Source organism: Actinokineospora diospyrosa (genome assembly GCF_024171925.1).
GTDB lineage: Bacteria > Actinomycetota > Actinomycetes > Mycobacteriales > Pseudonocardiaceae > Actinokineospora > Actinokineospora diospyrosa.
Map to the genome: position 1 here is coordinate 105,910 of NZ_JAMTCO010000009.1, position 19,027 is coordinate 124,936.

Genomic DNA, 19,027 nt, shown 5'->3' on the forward strand with positions numbered 1-19,027 from the left:
CCACAGTGGACGCGTGGCGCCCCGCCCCTGCCCCGCCCCCTCGCGCCACCCACACCCCCGCACCCCGCCGCCCACAGGGAGAACCCATCATGGCGAACATCACCTTCGACGAGGAGCGCTACAACCAGCTGATCCGCGTCCTCGACGACATGGAGGACGCGCTGCGGCTGTCCACCGACTCCGACACCATGCCGCTGGACTCCGACTTCACCGTCCAGCCCGGCACCCAGAAGTGGCAGACCGCGATCAACCTGGTCAGCAAGGGCAAGGAGTTCGGCGGCTCGGTCGAGCAGCAGAACGAGCTGATCCGCCAGGCCATCGTGAAGTTCCGCAACGCGCTCGTGGCCGCCAAGGGGATCTTCAAGGAGACCGACGACCTCGCCGAGTACGACATCACCCGCTTCATCGCCGAGTTCCCCGACTTCAACGTCGGCGGCGGCTTCAGCGGCACCCCCGGCAAGTAGCAGGCAGACGAGCCAGCAGGCAGCGACCTAGGAGCGACAGCGATGCCAGACCCCACGATCCCCGCGACCGGGGACTTCTCCGCCGCGACCTTCGAGCAGATCCTGTTCGCGGTCACCGGTTTGGGCAGCGACCTCCACGCCCTCCTCGACAACGGCGGTGGGACTGGCGAATCGCCCAACACCTGGTTCACCTTCACCCCACCCGGATCGGCGTCGAACTCCTTCTCCTACCGCGCCTGGGACAAGTACTACTTCGGCGCCGACTTCAACATGACCGCGTTCAACGCCTGGAACACCGCGTGGAACAACATCAACGACGTGGTGTACCGGGCGTCGACCGGCGTCGCCGGGCTGATGAACCGCCCCCACCTCGACGCCTCGCGCACCGTGGTCAACAAGTACCTGACCTTCCTCGACGCCCAGCGCACCAGCACCAAGACGTGGGCCGACAGCCTCGACAGCGACGACAGCGCGTTCAAGGGCAAGGCCGCCTACGCGATCCAGGTGAACCTGCGCAGGCTCAACTTCACCTTCAACGACCTGCACAGCCAGATCTCCCTGGACCGCACGCCGGCGACCCCGGCCGGTCTGGAGGCCGCCTCGACGGCGTTGGCCACCTTCGGCACCGCCATGTACAACGCGTGGCAGGAGCAGGCCACGTTCCTGCTCAACGCCCCCATGAACACCGCCAACTCCTTCGTCGGCAACGTCAACCAGTACATCAAGAACGCGGGCATCGACGTGTCCACCAAGGGCGGTACGCCCCCGTACCTGCTCGACCAGTGGGGGGCTGGGGACCGGGCCAAGGCCGAGCAGTTCATCAAGGACGCCTTCGCCCGCTACAGCACCAGCGGCGCCCCCGCGATGCCCACCGACTTCGGCACCGTCACTGGTGACCTCACCACCGCCAACACCTGGCTGAACGTCAACACCGGCATCAGCAAGGTCGCGATGGTCGCGATGACCAAGCTCGACACCGCGGCCCGCACCGCGCTTGCCAACCTGGACACCGCCTATAAGCGGGCCGCGCGCGGCTTGGGTGACCTCAAGACCAACCAGCCGCCCACCATCGGCAGCCCGCCGCCGGACCCGAACACGAATCCCAACGGGCCCAACGGCAACACCAACGTGCCACCTCCGCCGAACGGCAACACCAACGTTCCGCCGCCGCCCAACGGCAATACGAACGTACCGCCGCCGCCCAACGGCAACACCAACGTTCCCCCGCCCACCGGCGGCCCCAACGGCGGTCTCAACCTGCCTGGCGGCCCCAACGGCGGGACGAACCTGCCCGGCGGTCCCAACGGCGGCTTGAACTTGCCTGGCGGTCCTAACGGTGGTCTCAACGAGGCTCTTGGCCCCAACGGCCAACCTAACGGCATCGGCGGCCTGGGCGACCCCGCCAACGGCGGCCTCAACGGTGGCAACCTCCCCGGCGGCGCCAATGGCGGATTCGTCCCGCCGGTGCTCCCCCCGAGTCTGCGCCCCGGCGGTCGAGACATCGAGACCCCCAACGGCGGAACGAACCTCCCCACCCTGCCGGACCTGGACACCCCCGCCGACGGCACGATCGACGACGACGGCTGGTCTCCCGGTCAACCCACCACCCGCCCCCCGATACTGCCCAACCTCCCCGGCGGCACCACCGGCGGCAGCCCCAACGGCGGCGTGAACTTCGGCCCCGGTTCCCTCCCCGGAACCGGCCCCGTGCCCGGACTGGGCGGCGGTGGTCTCGGTGGCCTCGATGGCCTGGGCGGCGGCGGACTCGGTGCGGGCGGGCTCGGCGGCTCGGGCCTGGACGCCTGGGGATCCGCGGGCGGCGGCGCCGGAGTGGGCGCGGACGGGTCGTTCGGCGCGGGCGGCGGTCTGGGCGCGGACGGCGCCTTCGGTGCCGGTGGCGGCGCTGGCTTGGGTGGCGACTCGCCCTTCGGCACACCCTCCGGTGACGGGTGGTCGGACTGGACCGGCAACGGCGCCGACGGCAACAACCAGCAGGGGATCCCCGGCTCCGGCGACCACGACCAACGCGGTGGGATGCCTTTCTTCCCGCCGATGATGGGCGGCATGGGGGGCATGGGCAACCGGGGCAGCGAGGAGAAGGAGCGCGAACGCACTACCTGGCTCTCCGAGGACGAGAAGGTCTGGGGCACCGACACCTCGGTGGGCGACGGCGTGATCGGCCGCCCGAACGCGGGCGACCCCGAGATGGACGAGCCCTTGGTCGCCACGCACGTGCACCACCGCACGACTACGAAGACCCCGACCACGAAGACTCCGGTTACGAAGACCCCGACCACCCGCCCCGCGGAGACCCAGGACACCACCGGCACCTCAGCCACCACCTCCGGCTGACCCCGGCCCCACCGCCCGGAGCCCATCCCCCCAACGGGCTCCGGGCGGTGGCCCTGCCACTCCGCGAAACGCCACCCCGCCGCGCTGTTCCGGTGAACCCACCCCGCCCAGTTCTCTAGGTGAACCCACCCGCGCTGCTTTCTTGGTGAACCCACCCACCCTGTCTGGCCGTGTGACAACTGTGCGGCCCACACCGCCCCCTCCACCCCCGAGAGGAGCCGCGAGATGTCCACCCCACTGCACAACGAACTGGCCACCGCCCTGGCCGAACTCCGCCAGCAGCAGGAGCGCATCGCCACCGCCGTCGACACCGTCGCCAACGCCACCACCACGGTCGCCACCGAGGACCGCATGGTCGAGGCGACCGTCGACGGCCAGGGCAAGCTCATCGAGCTCAAGTTCACCGGCCGCCGCTGGCGCGACCTGGCCCCCAAGGAACTCGCCAGCCGCCTGGTCGACACCATCGCCAAGGCCCAGGAGCAGTCCGCCAAGTCCTCCGCCGCGGTCTTCGCGGGTCTCATGCCCGGCGAGGTCGCCCCGTCGATGTTCGACCTGTCCGACCCCGCCGCGCTCAACGCCGAGATCGGCGCCATGTTCGACAAAGCCGTCAAGGAGTGGCGATGAGCAGGCTGTCGGTCGACCCCGAGGGCCTGCGCCAGGGCGGGGTCAACATCCAGGCGACCGTGGACCTCGCGGTCAACATCTGCAACGAGCTGTTCGTCGCCGCCGAGGAGAACCGGGGCGCGGGCGGGACCGGCGAGATCGGCGAGAAGTTCGACAGCGGCTACCGGCCAGGTGAGGAGCAGGGGCTGAAGTTCCTGCGCCTCATGCAGCGCACCATCGGCGAGACCGGCAGCCGCACGGTCAAGACCGCCGGTGTGTTCAGCGAGGCCTCCGACGACGCCGACGGCGCTGTCCGGCCCTGATCGCGGGCTCCGAGCCGCCCCCACCCGAGCCACTCCCACCCGAGCTACGCCAGGAGGTGAACGACCGATGGCCATGATGGTGCCCGACGAGGTCCGCAAGCTGTTCCAGGTGCTCACCGGCGAGGAGTGGCCCGACGCCAACGAGGACAAGCTGCGCGCCCTCGCCGACGCGTGGGACCGGGCCGCCTACCGGCTCTCCGGCGAGCTCGCCCCGCAGTTGCGCACCGCCGTCGTCACCATCAGGTCGAACTTCCACGGCGCCGCCGAGCAGGCGTTCGCCAACCGGATGGCCCCCTACGTCGAGGGGGCGAACAACTACATCTCCATCGCCGACGAGCAGTTCCGCGCCCTGGCCAAGTTCCTGCGCGACCTGGCGCTGGAGGTCGAGTACATCAAGCTGGTCTCGATCCTGTCGCTGATCATGCTGATCGCCGAGATCGCCTGGGCCATCGCCGCCGCCTTCGGCACCGCGGGCGCCAGCATGGCCTGGCTCGCCGCCCGGATGGCGATCGTGCGCTGGCTGCTCAAGTCGCTGCTGGGCAGGCTGCTGATCAAGGTCGTCCAGGCGCAGATCGTCGGCATCGCGTTCCAGTTGGTCATCGACGTCGTCGCGCAGCTCATCCAGTTCGGCATGGGCACCCGCACCGAGTGGAACCCCAAGTACACCGCTAGCGCTGCAGCCGTCGGTGCCCTCGGTGGCGCTCTTACCCTGCCGCTGGCCGGTTTCGGCAAGGCGATCGCGCACATCACCACCTCTGGGCTCGACTCGTGGCTGGGCAAGATCGGCAAGGACGCCTTCGACTGGCACAAGGTCATCCCGGACAAGATCACCGAAATCGGCATCGAGGCGTTCCACGAGACTCTGACCGAGGCGCTCTATAAGTACGCCACCGAGGGCGAGTTCGAGATGAACCCGTACTCGACCACCTCTGGTGCCGTTTCCGGCACGGGTGGCGTTGTCGGCGGTGCCATCGGCGACGCTCTAGCACCGCCCAAGCCCGCCCCCACCACCAAGGGCCCGCAGACCACCCCCCAGACCCGTCCTGACGGGATTACCGGTGACACGACGGGCAAGGGGGGCTCGAACCCTCCCCCCAGCTCAACGTCCACTACGACCGTGCCGACTACCAACGTCCCGATCACCACCCCGCCCACGGGCGACCGAGGGCTGGGCGGCGGCAACAACTCCGGTCAGGTCGGCGGCACGGGCCAGCAGGGCGGCACCGGCGCGCCGGGGTCGCAGCAGGGGACTGGCACCGGAGGGAACGGGGTCGGCGGGGCCAGCACGCAGGCGCCCCCGGTCACCCAGCCCGTCAACCAGGGGCAGGGCCAGCCCGTCCAGGTCGGTGCGGGCCAGCCGGGCCAGGTCCCGCAGTCGCAGAACGGCCAGCCCCAGACCCCCCAATCCCAGAACGGCCAGCCGCAGAACGGCCAAGGGCAGAACGGCCAGTCCCAGACCCAGCAGTCCCAGACCTCCCAGTCCCAGAACGGCCAGAACGGCCAGTCCCAGAACGGTCAGAACCAGGGCGGTCAGGGGCAGCCAAGCCAGTCGCAGGGTGGCCAGAACCAGTCGAGCCAGAGCGGCCAGTCCCAGCCCGGCCAGGGCCAGTCGCAGAACGGGCAGTCGCAGAACTCGCCGACGCAGTCCCAGTCGAGCCAGACCACCCAGTCCGGTCAGACCCAGCCCGGCCAGACCCAGACCACCACCTCGACCTCCGGCCAGCAGCCGTCCAACCAGCCGGGCACCACCCAATCGACCACATCCCAGTCGAGCACCCAGTCGTCGAACCAGCCCGCGGCCACCCAGTCCACGTCCCAGTCGACGACCCACTCCACCACGCAGTCCTCGACCACCCAGTCCAGCACCACGCAGTCCTCGACCACGCAGTCGACCACGTCCCAATCGACGACCGGTCAGTCGAACCAGTCCTCGACCACCCAGTCGAACCAGCAGTCGAGCACCCAGTCCTCGAACCAGACGGCGAACAACCAGGGCGCCAAGCCGACCACCCCGGCCACCACTGCGAGCACCACCCAGTCGACGCCCCAGTCCACCACCCAGTCCAGCACCACCCAGTCCACAACGGCCCAGTCGACGGCCACCCAGTCGACCGGGAACCAGACCAGCACCACCCAGTCCTCGTCGAACCAGGCCCTCACCCAGGGCAAGCAGCCCGCCACCAGCACCCAGTCGAGCACCACCCAGTCGACCAGCACCCAGTCGAGCACGACCCAGCCGAGCACCACCCAGTCGACGACGGCCCGAACCACCGTCCCCTCGACCGCCAAGACCCCCACCCCGCCGGGCAAGCCCGTTACCGCGACCGCCTCGGTCGGTGGCAAGCAGCCCGCCAAGAGCACCGCGAAGCTCACCAAACCCGCCCCGAAACCGGTCACCAAGCCGTCCTCGACCGCGCCGACCCTGCCCAAGTCCACCCCCGGGCAGGCTCAGGAGACCGCCACCGTCGGCACCCAGCCGGTGTCCACCAAGCGCCCCCGGCGCAACCCGCCGACGTCCACGCCGAAGCTGAAGCCCACCACCGGCAAGTTCCAGGACTTCCGTGTGTGGGTCGGCGGTATCAACAGCGTCAAGGGCGACATCAACTGCGTTGACGCTTCCGTCGCGTTCCACTCCACTTGGCGCGGTAACCCCACCACGGCCGGTAAAGACCGGGCTGGCGCCAGCCTCGCCAGCGAGCGCACCGGCTACGCCCCCGCGTTCCTCGGCGACGGCAAGGCCGCCCTCGCCGAGGTGGAGAAGCGCGTCAAGCGAGGTGGCCACGGAACCGACGCCATCGTCTTCACCACCCCACCCGGTGCCAAAGACGGGCACGCCTGGAACGTCGTCAACCAGAACGGCGAGGTGTTCCATGTGGACGCCCAGTCCGGCACCTGGTCCACCACGGGTCCGGACGCGGGCAAGGTGTGGGCGATCGTGCTCGACCCCGAGGGCACCTTCGTTGATGGTGACACGGCCTTCAATGACACAGTCAACGAAAGCGCTGAATCGCAAGCGATAGGCGACTCGTTCGGGCAGCGCCCGCCCAACAACATCAACACTCTTGCCACGCAAGCGCTTAACGCCACAGAGGGCCACCGCGACGCGGCGACCCTATCGGTGAGTCGAGCCGACCACGCGCAGCGTTCGGCGCAGGCGCAGGTATACGGCGCGGCCGAGCCGCACCGGCAAGCCCAGGCAGCCGTAACTGCGACTCAGGCCGTGTCGACCCCACTAGTGCAGCAGTTGAACGCGCTGCGCGGGCAGATCAACACAGCGATCACCACGCTCGGTCTCCAAGTGCAGACCGAGAGCGGGCTCCAGCAGCAGGTCGACCAGGCGGACCAAGCCGAGGACACGGCCGGGATCGCCCTCGACAACGCCCAGACCCTGCTCGACAACGCCATCCCGGCCAACATCGGCACGGCGACCATCGCCCGCGACGCCCGCCAGACCGCGTTGGACCAGCTCGTGCTCAACCACGGCCCCCTGCGCGCCCAGTTGGCACAGGCCACCCTGACCCGGCAGGGCACGCAGACCCAGATCGCCAACCTCCGCTTGCAGGAGGCGGCCGCCCACGCCGCCGCCCGCGGTCCGCAGGCCGCCACGACCGCCGCCGCGGCGAGCGCGGTCACCGCGACCCAGCGCCTCGGGGCCGCCACCACCGAGCTGAACCACACCACCGGGCACCTGGCCACCACCCGCACCCACCAGCAGACCGCCGACCAGCACGTGACGACCGCGGCGGGCCTGGTCACCCAGATCCAGACCGAGTCGGCGACCGAGATCCTGCGGCACAACGCCGCGCAGGCCGCCGACCTCACCGCCACCACCGCCGAGCAGGCCGTCGCCCGGCTGGACCAGCAGGTGGGCGACCTCACGACCCGGATCAACACCCTGCGCGACACCGTCGCCCAGGCGAAGCTGGACGTGGCCCGCGACAAGCGCGCCGTGGCCGCCGCCAAGGCCCAACTGGCCGCCAACGCCGGATCGAGTTCGACCGCCACCCCGGGCCAGAGCACGACCACCACCACCCCCGCCCCTGCCGTCGTCGACCCGGCGATCGCGCTGCAGGAGACCGCGATCGGCAAGGCGGAGGAGGCGATCGTCCGGCAGGAGACCGAGATCGGCACCCTCGACCGGCAGCGCCAGGGCATCAACACCCAGCTCGGCACCGACCGGCCGGAGTCGGTGCGCCTGCGCGGCCTCGCCAACACCGCGCAGCTGGCCGCCGACCAGCAGGCCGACGCCGTCAACACCCTCTACACCGCGCTCACCACCGCCCGCGACAACGCCCAGTTGGCCGCGCAGAACGCCGCCGCCTCCGCCCAGTCCGCCGCCAACACCGCGCGCAACGCCAAGGACGCCGCCGCCGACGTCAAGACCGCGGCCAAGCAGGGCGACGTCGAACGCGGCCTCACGCTGCTCACCGACGTCCCCTTCGCCGAGCGGATCGTCATGGAGGAACTCGGCGACACCACCGCGGTGTCCAACGCCGTCGGCGGCCTGTTCAACGACCACCCCGGTGTGGTCAACCAGGCGGGGCAGACCGCGGCCAACGCCGTGGTGAACCACCTGGGTGACATCGTCAACCAGGGCCACGAGATCACCGTCGACCTGCCCAACGGCACGACGGCCCGGGTCCTGCTCACCGGTCGCCCCAAGCGCCCTGGTGACACCCGCAAGGCGACGACGGTCAACGCCGTGCCCAACTCGCACCCCGACGTCGTCAAGACCAAGCGCGACGACACGCACAACCCGAAGGCGGTCACGTCCTCGAGCAACCTGCCGGTGCGCGTCCCGTTCGTCTCGCTCGCCCCGATCGTCGACGGCGGCCTGTTCCTGCGCCCGATCGGGTCCGCCGGGTTCACCATGAAGCGCTCGCAGGGCATGACCTCCAACGACATCAGCAGGCCGGGTGTGCGTACCGGGGACCGGCCGTGGGTGGAGACCGACTTCGAGATCGTGGCCACCCGCATCGGTGGTCCGATCGGTCCCGTCACCGCCACCGTGCACGGCGGGGTACGCGTTCCCGCCGTGGTCCCGACCACCTCCGCGCCCCAGCCACTGCCCGCGATCGGCCGCAACGAACTCACCTCTGACGCGGTCCGCATCCCCACCGCGTTCACCGACGGTGTCGCTACCGCGCTGAACACCACCGACCACCGCAATGAGATCACCGATCTGCTCGGGTCACCCCGCGTGCGGCACATGCCTAACAACGGCACCATCACCGAGACCATCGGTGGCACTCAGGTCACGATCACCCCCAACGGCGCCCCGCAGATCACGCTCATCGGCCCGTCCACGAAGGTCGACGAGCAGCGCACGGGCGTCAACCCGTCGTCGGCTGTCACCAAGGGCGGCGACGTCACCGCGGCGCTGGCCTTGGCCGTCGGCAAGGATGTCCCGGGCCTGCAGTGGTTCGTCGGCCTCTTCAGCGACTTCGCCAGTGGCCGCAGCGGCGGCTACAACCGGGGCAACGAGTCCGCTGTGGAGCGCAACTCGTCGCAGCCCGAGTTGGTGTACCAGGTAACCCGTCCACTGACAGTTACCGCTAACGGCAACCAGGTCAACGACACCGTCACTGAGCTGGTCACGGTTCCGGTGCCATTGGCCCGGCAGTTGAACCTGACTCTCCCGCTGCATCTAGACCCGACCAACGTGCAGGCAAGGACAGCGGGCAACCAGCCTTACATCATCGGCACCGACGACATCACCGCTGTGCCCGGCAAGGACCAGATGCTGACCTTCCTCACCAACGGCCTGGACGCTACCGGCCAGGCTGCGGTGCGAGAGAAGTTCAACAGCGACCCCAAGACCGTCACAGCCATCTTCAACTCCATGCACGGTGGCGAAGAGGTCACCTGGGTCGCCGACGGGCGGTTGCACAAACTCGAGATCTACACCCAGGTCGTGCCGCCGGCGATGAGCTACCCGTCCGGGCAGGCTAAGGGCACTGTGCAGGACCAGGTCACCTCACAGCGCAGGCGCACCGACCAGATGAGCCGCAACGCCAAATTGGGTGTCGGCGGCGAGGTCCGCCCCACCTTCAGCGGCGACAAGCCCGCCAACGGCAACCCCAACGCCGCGGGCACGTCGTCGCAGGGCCTTCCCCGCGTGGTCATCTCCGGCACCTACGAGCGCAACCGGTCCTCCGCGGTCGGCACCAACGGCCGCGACGGCCGCATCACCGCCTACGGTGGCGAGTACCGGGGCTTCGACGGCACCTTGGAGCTCGTCGTCGTGCACCGCGACACCCCGGCCCCCAACTGGTTCCGCCGCGTGATCATGGGCGGCAAGATGACCTTCGGGCCGCCGTCGGCCGACCGCCTCGTCGAACCGACGGCCGCCGACGTCGACACCGCGCGCACGCTCAACACCAACGCGCCTGCCACAGCACCCCGGGTCACTAAGCAGACCATCCCCAACGCCGTCTCCATCTCGGCGCCGGTCGACAAGTTCGCCTGGTCCGACAAGGCGATGGCCCCCTCGACGATGACCCCCGGCCTCTACGTCGGCACCGCGCCCAACCAGCCCAACGGCACCGTCGTGGTCGACCCGGTCCAGTTCGGCGAGTTCGCGGGCATCGAACACGTGCGCGTCAGCCCCAACTCCACCGAGGGCCTCAACCTCGTCCTCGCGAAGAACGTGCAGACCCTGCCGGTGGTCAACCCGCCCGCGAACATGCCCGCCCCCGTCACCCGCCGGTCGCCGTTCATGAGCGGTACCTGGCCGTCGTGGGGCACCCGCACGCTCACCGAGACCAACCGCGGCGCGGGCATCCCCCAGCGCCAGTTCCGCTACAAACTCTCAACCCTCACCAAACCCGGTACCACTGCCGCCGACGCTGTCCGCGGGTTCGTCTCCCAGGTCGGCAGGCGAGGCGCTGCCGTGCTCGGGCTCAACGGCGAGAAAGCAGGCCCGCACAAGCTGTACGAGCCCGGCAGGCTCACCGACATGAACGGCGCCATCTCCGCCACCGCCACGTACTCCTCCCCGCGCGTAGTGGATGTGCGCAAGGACGGGCAGCTCCAACGGCGCCAAGACGGCGATCTAGTCGTCAACAACAGCAAGCACCGCCAGTTCGGCATCGAAGGCGAGCTTGCCGTGGATGCCATCCCAAGGCGGTTCCACCGCTTCGGCGCAAGGATCCGGCTCGTCTTCGGTGGCAACAAGCGTTGGGGTAAGGGCAAGGTCAGCGAACTCACCCCCGGCGGTCGGCAGCTCTATAACTACAAGGGCCCGACCGTGTGGATGACGATGGACGTCCGCTACACCTACACCGGCGACGTCAACATCCGAAACTCCATCAAGACCTCTCAAGCGGAGTCCCTGTCCGTCACCGTCGACGAGCCAGACGGCGTCTTGGTGCAGGTGCCTGCCACTACCGCGGCGGAGCTGCTGACCCAGGCGGGCCTACCTATTCCGCCCGAGGTCCAGGCAGTCCTACCGGCCCCGCCTGCCGCTACCGGCAACACCCAGCACCTGATCACCGACCCGACCAACCCGGCGTACAACAACTACGCCTCGCACGGCACCACGACGGTGTTCAACTCCCGCCTGCACGGCCCCGACCCGCTGCAGGGCGTCCGCGCCCGGCTCGACGAGCTCGGCGTGACCGGCAAGTGGCAGACCGACGTGCTCGAGCGGATCACCGAGCTGTTCTCCAGCCCGCGTGGGCAGATCTCGCTGCGCGACGTGCTCGCCGACTCCGGGGTGATCTCCATCCCGGACAACGACCCGTTCTACACCGACGTGGTCGACATCCGGATCACCTCGGCGCCCACCCAGCACGCCCCCGGCATCCCGGCCCGCCCCGCGCTGCCGAACAACCCGCTCACGCCGAACTCGCAGACCACCTACTCCTACATCACCACCACCGACTCCGCCCAAGAGACCAGCTCTTACAGCCTTGCCGCCGGTCTGCAGAACGACTTGGTCGTCCGTACGGCCGCGCCCAAGGACGCCCAGGGCAACGTCCTACCCGGGTCCACCGCGGGCAACCTCGGCGCACTGCTCGGCGTGGGCAGGCAGGTCTCGGAATCGGAGACCATGCCGGGCAGCAAGACCCTCAAACCGATGCGGTTGGAGACCTTCGAGCAGCTCGACCGCTCCACCCACGACATGACTTACGCGTTGGAGATCTCCCGGGTCCGCATCGCCAACCCGGCCGCGGACGCTCTTACCCTTACCGCGGCCCGGCACTTCAACCGCAACAACATGGCCACCACCCCGGTCACCACGCACGGCTCGGTGGACTTGGTCGCCCCGAAACCCGGCTCGTCGCCCGCGATGACCGCGCCGACCACGCCCGCCACCTTCGACGTGCTCGCGACCAACCCGCTCACCCTGCCGCCGACCGACCCGAACTTCGTGCAGCAGCAGTACCTCGACCCGGACTCGATGTGGCACATCGAGTCGCTCGGCTCGGACACCGCTAAAGCCATCCGCGAGGTCGCCTTCGCGCAGACCTCCAACGCGCCGGTCCCGGTCGGCAACGGTGTTGCCCGCGCCGACTTCCGCACCGCGGGCAACACCCCGTCGCCTTACACCGCGAAGGGCACGACCTCCGAGTACGCGCTGCACACCCTCACCACCGGCACCGGCCTGCACAACGGCGGCTGGTCGATGTTCAGCAACGGCTCGTACTCCACCAAGGGCATCGTCGGTGCTAAGCGCACCTTCCACGACGAGCTGCTCGACGTCTCCGTCGCCGCCCGGTTCGTGCCGGGGTCATTCACCCTGGTGCCGCTCAACAACCCCGGCAAGGTCGACCACGGCCGCGAAACCGAGGACATCACCCTCACCGGGTCTTCCCGCACGGTCACCTGGTCGCGCGGCATCACCGCGTCCGGCCTCGGCGGCGGCACGGTCAAGGACCCCAACGACAAGCTGACGCCCGCACCCGCGACCCTGCAGACCACCCCGACCGTCGGCGTCGACAGCGGCATCGGCAACCCCGAGTCCTGGTCCAACGGCGCCTTCGACCTGACCGTCATCGCCCAGGGCGGCCGGTCCTACCTGTTCAACGCCAACGCGGAGTTCTACGTGCAGACCACGCCGCGGCGCACCAACGTGGTGATGAGCACGATCAAGGGCTGGTTCGGCAGGCAGCCGGTCCCGTCCACGGTCAAGATCACCACGAGCAACGACGTCCGGGTCCGGGTCTGGGAGGCCGACGCGCTGCGCCAGGGCCTGATCACCCTCGCCGACGTCTACACCACCGCGGGCACCGCCCCGCCCGCCGGTCTCGCCTTCACCCCGGCCGCCGACGGCATCATCCTGCACCCCCAGGGCACCCCCGCGGTCCCGCCGCCCGGCCTGGTCAACCTGGGTGCCGCCGACGTCCGCGGCCGCACCCTGCGCGTCGAACCCGGCGTCACCCAGAACCAGGTCGTGGACTTCGTCGCTGGTCTGGGCCTCGACCTGCGCCCGCGCACCTTCGTCGTCCCGCCCGGCAGCGCCTTCACCGCCCAGGACATCGCCGACGCCGTCGCCGCCCGCACCGCGCCGGGGGACGTCGCGGGCACCGCGCTGCAGCCAGACCCGGTCGTCCCCAACTTCACCCCCACCCCGCGCCGCCGCGGCACACCCGCCGTCCGCACGCCAGCCGTCCGCACACCGGTCTTGCCCGCCAACCAGACCAACAACGGCGGATCGTCGTCCTCGCGCGGCCCCGGCCCGTTCACCCCCAGCACCCAGCTCACCACGATCCCCGAGGGGAACGCGCCCGGCGACAACGGCCCGCCCGGGTCCCAGTCGTTCCAGATGACCACCTTCGCCAGTGGTTCCAACAGCAACCGCCCCACCAACGGCGTCGACGAGGTGACCGGTCCGTGGAACTCAGCCGATCACATGACGACCCCGGAGGTGAGCCCAGCACCGACCGCAGTGAACTCAAATGGGTCGGACTCCAACGGGTCGCGCGGTACTAAGCGCTCACGCGAAGACTTCGAGTCGGACTTCGGCGCGGTCACCCACCCGGAGCCACCCGGCACCCGCAGCGTCCAAGACACGCTCACCCCCGCTTCCGCCCAGGACGTGCTCGCGCTGGAAGCGGTCGTCCCCACCGGCACCCGCTTCACCGACCCCGCCCTGTTCGTAGACCTGGTGAACGGCGACCGGACCACCCCCGGCCGCGACATCAACTGCGTCGACGCCGCTGTCTCCTTCCACTCCACCTACCACGGCCAACCACGCGTGGCCGGCATCGGAAACCCCGGCCAGGCCCCGCGCGGCGCCGTCAGCAAAGCCGCTGAGTGGACCTCTTACGCCCCCGAGTTCGTTGGCACCGGCTCGAAGGCCCTCGGTGACGTCATCGAACGCGTCACAAAGGCGGGCCACGGCGCCGACGCCATGCTGATCGCCTTCGGTGCCAATGGCGGCCGCGGCCACGCTTGGAACGTGGTCAACCACAACGGCACCGTCTCACTGGTCGACCCCCAGCAGGGCACCATCGTCCCCGCGACCCCCGACGCGCTGCCCGGTCTCGGTCGCGTCCACGCCATCCCGCTGGACGCGAACAACCAGTTCATCCCCGGCACCCCCGTGCGCGGCCTCCCCACGGGCCTCCCGTCGGGCATCGCCGACGACTTCGCCGCCATCACCGCCATGCCCAACCCCGACTGGGCTGCGCACGTGGACGAGGTAGGCCAAGAACTCGACGCCCTTCGAGACTCCGTCGACTCCTCTTTCACCAAGGACCAAGCCGACGCACTGTCGCTGCACCTGAGGGCCGTCGACATCCAGCGCATGCGCGCGCTGTCCGGCGCCAACGACATCATCACCCTCCGCGGTACCGAGTACACCCTCGTCCCGTACCGCGGCGGCTACCGCTTGGTGTCCGACACCGCGGCGGACCCAGGATTCATGGCCGAAATAGCCGCCTCGATCCTCGGCCGAAGCATTTTCGCGTTGGTCATCGGCGCCGACGCCGAAGCCCCCCAGGTCCTCGAATTCCCGCCCCGGGGTCGCCCCCTGCCGGTCGACCCGGCGGATTTCGAGTTCGGCTCCGAGTTCGACTCGGAGGTCGACGCGGAAGAGGACGAGAAAGAGCCGCAGAAGGTATGACCGGATGATCCCCGCTCGCCCGCGCCGGGTGATCCGCGGCCGAGGTTGCTTGGATCCCCGCGAAACGGGGCACATGGATCTCGCACGCTCCGACCGCGAGAGAGGGACCCCGTGACCGCGCTACTCGACCTGGGCCACCAGCAGCTGACCGCCTACCTGGGCGCGGTCGCCACCGAGGTCGGCGTCCGGCCGGAGTCGGTCATCGTGCACGCGGGCTCGGCCTGCCTCTGGCTCGACCGCCGGGTCGCCACCCACCCCGGCCGCGACGCCGCCCTGCTCTGGGACCCCCAGCACGGCTGGTCGCTCGCCGTGGAGACGCACTCCGGCGAGGACCTCATCGTCCTGCGCTACCTGGGCGGGGCCCTGTGCCCCTCGCCGCGGGCCGTGGCCGGGTTCACCACCGCGGCCCGCCACGGCCTCCCGGTCGGCCACCCCGACCCCCCGACGTCCTTCCCCGTGTCGATCGCCGCCTGACCCGCGGCTACCAGGCAGACCTCGCCGCCGCGCGCTCCCCGGTGTCCACCACCGCTCGGGAGCGCGACCCACGCCCCACCCGCCCTACTAGGATCCTCGCGACGACTCCGCGTTGAGCAGCCAGCGCCGGGCCCATGGTGGGTCGCGGGTCGCATGGATGGCGTTGGAGGCATGGCGTGGCTGACGGAGTGGATGACGCTGGGGGCCTTGCCCAGCAGTTGCTCGGGCTGACCGAAGACCTGCTCGCGGCGGGTTCGTTGGCCGACGTGCTGGAGCGCGTCGTGGTCACCGCCAAGGACGTGGTGGGCGGTGACCTCGTCAGCGTGACCCTGCGCGCCCCCGACGGCGGGTTCCACACCCCCGCGGGCACCGACCTGGTCGCCGCGGAGCTCGACCGGTTGCAGTACGAGTTCGGCGAGGGCTGCTGCGTCGAGTGCGCCCTGCCCAGCGGCCCGGCCGCCGCGCACAGCCCCGACCTGGCCGTCGACCAGCGTTGGCCCCGGTTCGGGCCCGCCGCCGCGCGCCTGGGGTTCCGCTCACTGGCCTCGGTCGCGCTGCTGCCCGACGTGCGCGCGCCCCGGCTCTCCGGCGCGCTCAACGTGTACTCCCGCGAGGCGGGCGCCTTCGACGAGTCCGACCGCGACGCGCTGTTGCTGCTGGCCACGCACGCCTCGCTGGCGCTGGCGATGACCGAGGGGGTCACCCGCGAGCAGTTGCGCGTCGAGCAGCTGCAGGCCGCCCTCGACACCCGCGACGTGATCGGCCAGGCCAAGGGCATCCTCATGGCCCGCCGCCGCATCGACGCCGACCAGGCCTTCGACGTGCTGCGCCGGACCTCGCAGAACATCAACGTCAAGCTGCGCGACCTGGCCAAGACCCTCGTCGACCGCCACCACCTGCTCGACTAGCGGCTCGACTCAGGGCGTTGGGCGGGTCGAGACATGGTGGACGTTTCGGGTCGCGCCACTAGGTCCGGGGCGACCGTCCGCCGGGTCGCGGCGACCCGGCGGACGGCCCTTCCCATGGACCGCCGTGCTGCTGCTTAACACGGTCGGTGCACGGCTCTGGACGCCCCAGTGATACCCATCCGACGATCATCCACACCACACCGGTCGCGACCAGTCGGGTAAAGAGTTGCAAAAGCCAATGCAATGATACTTAAAACAGCCATTCGATGGTCCTGTTAATGGATTCTCCGGCAATGTGGGGAAACCGGCCGAAAAGTCCGGAAGAAGCGTCTGGCAACTGGGGAAACGGCCTGTTTATTGACGCTGGAATGGACTGGTCCATACATTGGCCGTCCGAGTTCTTCGGTATTCCCTGCATACCAGAGGAGTTTGGTGTGAAACGCACCCTTGCCCTCGTGGTGGCCGCGAGCGCGGCCACCCTCGCCGTGTACGCGGTCACCGGCGCCGCGGGCGCGGCCCAACCCGCGCCCCAGGCGGCCCCCTCCCCGGTGGCGCTCGCGGTCGCCGCCGCCGACAAGGCGGCGGCATCCGGTCTCGACGCCCTCGCCAAGGGCCCCGACGAGCAGTTCACCCGCCGCGCGGTCTACCAAGGGGGCATCCCCGGCCGCAAAGAGCTGTACTACGTCTCCTACGACCGCACCTACAAGGGGTTGCCGGTAGTCGGCGGTGACGCCGTAGTGGCCACCGACGCCGCGGGCAACACCCTCGACACCGTCGCCGCCAACCGCGGCGGGCTCGCCGTGTCGACCAAGGCCAAGCTCACCGCGCAGCAGGCCGAGAAGGTCGCCCGCGCCAAGGTCGCGAAGGTCGACAAGGTCGAGTCCACCACGCTCTCGGTGTTCGCGGGCGGCCACGGCACCCTGGTCTACGAGACCGTCGTCGCCGGGAGCCGTGCCGACGGTGTCCCGACCCGCCTGCACGTCTTCGTCGACGCCCAGACCGGCGCCGTGGTCGACTCGGTCGACGACGTGCGCGCGGGCACCGGCACCTCCCAGTGGAACGGCCCGAACCCGCTGACCATCGACACCAGCAACAACAGCACCGTCGACAGCACCCGCCCCGGCCTCAGCTGCGTCGACTACTCGACCAAGCAGCCCTTCACCAAGGCCAACAACTCCTTCGGCAACGGCCAGGCCACCAGCAAGGAGACCGGCTGCGTCGACGTGCTGTTCTCCACCCAGAAGCAGTGGGGGATGCTCAAGGACTGGCTGGGCCGCAACGGCATCGACGGCAACGGCCGCGGCGTGCAGGTCCAGGTCGGCCTCAACCAGGTCAACGCCTACTGGACCGGTGACCACATCGAGATCGGTCGCAACCAGGCCAACCAGTGGATCGCCTCGGTCGACGTCTCCGCGCACGAGCACGGCCACGCGATCGACCAGTACACCCCCGGCGGCGCGGGTCGCGAAGCCGGTCTCGGCGAGGGCACCGGCGACATCTTCGGCGCTCTCACCGAGGCGTACGCCAACGAGCCCTCCCCGTACGACGTCCCCGACTACACGGTCGGCGAGTCGGTCAACCTGGTCGGCAACGGCCCGATCCGCAACATGGCCAACCCGTCGCAGGTCAACGGCGACCCCAACTGCTACTCCAGCGCCATCCCCAACACCGAGGTCCACGCGGCCGCGGGTCCGTTGAACCACTGGTTCTACCTGCTCGCCGAGGGCACCAACCCCGGCGGTGGCAAGCCGACCAGCCCGACGTGCAACAGCACCTCGCTGACCGGCATCGGCATCCAGAACGCGGGCCGCATCTTCTACAACGCGATGCTGCTCAAGACCTCTGGCATGTCCTACGCCAAGTACCGCGTCGCCACTCTCACCGCGGCTAAGAACCTGGACTCGACCTGCGCGCAGTTCAACGCTGTTAAGGCTGCCTGGAACGCGGTTACCTTGCCCGCCCAGTCCGGCGAGCCCACCTGCACCGGCCAGCCCGGCAACGAGTTCAGCATCTCGCTGAACCCCACCTCCGGCACCGTCCAGGCGGGCGGCAGCACCACCTCGACCGTCTCGACCGCGACCACCTCCGGTAGCGCGCAGACCGTCGCGTTGTCCGCCACGGGCCAGCCCAACGGTGTGACCGTCACCTTCAACCCGTCCTCGGTCCAGTCCGGCGCGTCGTCCACGCTGAACATCGCCGTTGGCTCCGGCGTGGCCGCCGGGACCTACCCGATCACGGTTCGCGGAGCGGGTGCCACCTCGCACACCGTCACCTACAACCTGACCGTGGGCGGACAGCCCCCGACAGACGACTTCTCGCTCGCGCTCAACCCGACCAGCGGTAGCACTGCCGCGGGCGGTTCTGTGAGCACCACGGTGGGCACCGTCGTCACCACGGGCGGTTCCCAGAAGGTCAACCTCAGCGCCTCCGGCCTGCCCTCCGGCGCCACCGCGACCTTCACCCCGTCGTCCGTCGCCTCCGGCGAGAACGCGACCCTCACCATCGCCACGACCGCCGACGCCGCCCCCGGCGACTACTCGGTGACGGTCACCGGCGAGGGCACCGCCTCTCACTCCGCCACCTTCACCCTCACCATCACCGGCGGAAACCCGGGTGGCTGCGGCGGCGTCGCCGAATGGAGCTCGTCGCAGTCCTACGTCCCCAACGACGAGGTCTCCTACGGTGGCCACAAGTGGAAGTCCACTTGGTACTCCACCGGTGCCGAGCCGGGAGCCCCCGGTTCCTGGGCGGTCTGGCAGGATGCTGGCACCTGCTGATCTGACCTGACCACAAAGGAAAGGCCCCGCGGGTCCACACAACTGCGGGGCCTTT

8 protein-coding genes are annotated in these 19,027 nt (G+C 69.8%); all 8 read left to right on the forward strand.

Translation table 11 applies throughout. From position 1 onward, the window contains the following. Positions 1-89 precede the first annotated feature (89 nt). Positions 90-464 carry a type III PLP-dependent enzyme domain-containing protein gene (locus LV75_RS18775; RefSeq protein WP_253888241.1) on the forward strand — a complete coding sequence of 125 codons (375 nt, stop codon included), beginning with the start codon at positions 90-92 and terminating at the stop codon, positions 462-464. A gap of 42 nt (positions 465-506) precedes the next feature. Further along, a complete protein-coding gene (locus LV75_RS18780; protein ID WP_253888544.1) occupies positions 507-2,816 on the forward strand; it encodes a hypothetical protein in 2,310 nt (769 codons plus the stop codon). 225 nt (positions 2,817-3,041) lie between these two features. Further along, positions 3,042-3,440, forward strand: a complete 399-nt coding sequence (locus LV75_RS18785; protein WP_253888242.1) for a YbaB/EbfC family nucleoid-associated protein — start codon at positions 3,042-3,044, stop codon at positions 3,438-3,440. Beyond that, positions 3,437-3,742, forward strand: coding sequence for a hypothetical protein (locus LV75_RS18790; RefSeq protein WP_253888243.1), 306 nt, complete (start codon positions 3,437-3,439; stop codon positions 3,740-3,742). Before LV75_RS18785 ends, LV75_RS18790 begins: the two co-directional genes overlap by 4 nt. Before the next feature lie 67 nt (positions 3,743-3,809). Then, positions 3,810-14,813, forward strand: a complete 11,004-nt coding sequence (locus LV75_RS18795) for a toxin glutamine deamidase domain-containing protein (protein WP_253888545.1) — start codon at positions 3,810-3,812, stop codon at positions 14,811-14,813. Positions 14,814-14,924: 111 nt separating this feature from the next. Further along, positions 14,925-15,287: a DUF6292 family protein gene (locus LV75_RS18800; protein WP_253888244.1), complete on the forward strand. Its 363-nt coding sequence runs from the start codon at positions 14,925-14,927 to the stop codon at positions 15,285-15,287. Between the two features lie 176 nt (positions 15,288-15,463). Beyond that, positions 15,464-16,195 (forward strand): ANTAR domain-containing protein, encoded by a 732-nt coding sequence (locus LV75_RS18805; protein WP_253888245.1) that lies wholly within the window; start codon positions 15,464-15,466, stop codon positions 16,193-16,195. 434 nt (positions 16,196-16,629) lie between these two features. After that, positions 16,630-18,972 (forward strand): M4 family metallopeptidase, encoded by a 2,343-nt coding sequence (locus LV75_RS18810; protein ID WP_253888246.1) that lies wholly within the window; start codon positions 16,630-16,632, stop codon positions 18,970-18,972. Positions 18,973-19,027 lie beyond the last annotated feature (55 nt).

What these genes read in the sequence shown, in the direction of transcription:
- LV75_RS18775 (WP_253888241.1), top strand. Translation starts at nt 90, where the DNA reads ATGGCGAACATCACCTTCGACGAGGAGCGCTACAACCAGCTGATCCGC.
- LV75_RS18780 (WP_253888544.1), top strand. Translation starts at nt 507, where the DNA reads ATGCCAGACCCCACGATCCCCGCGACCGGGGACTTCTCCGCCGCGACC.
- LV75_RS18785 (WP_253888242.1), top strand. Translation starts at nt 3,042, where the DNA reads ATGTCCACCCCACTGCACAACGAACTGGCCACCGCCCTGGCCGAACTC.
- LV75_RS18790 (WP_253888243.1), top strand. Translation starts at nt 3,437, where the DNA reads ATGAGCAGGCTGTCGGTCGACCCCGAGGGCCTGCGCCAGGGCGGGGTC.
- LV75_RS18795 (WP_253888545.1), top strand. Translation starts at nt 3,810, where the DNA reads ATGGCCATGATGGTGCCCGACGAGGTCCGCAAGCTGTTCCAGGTGCTC.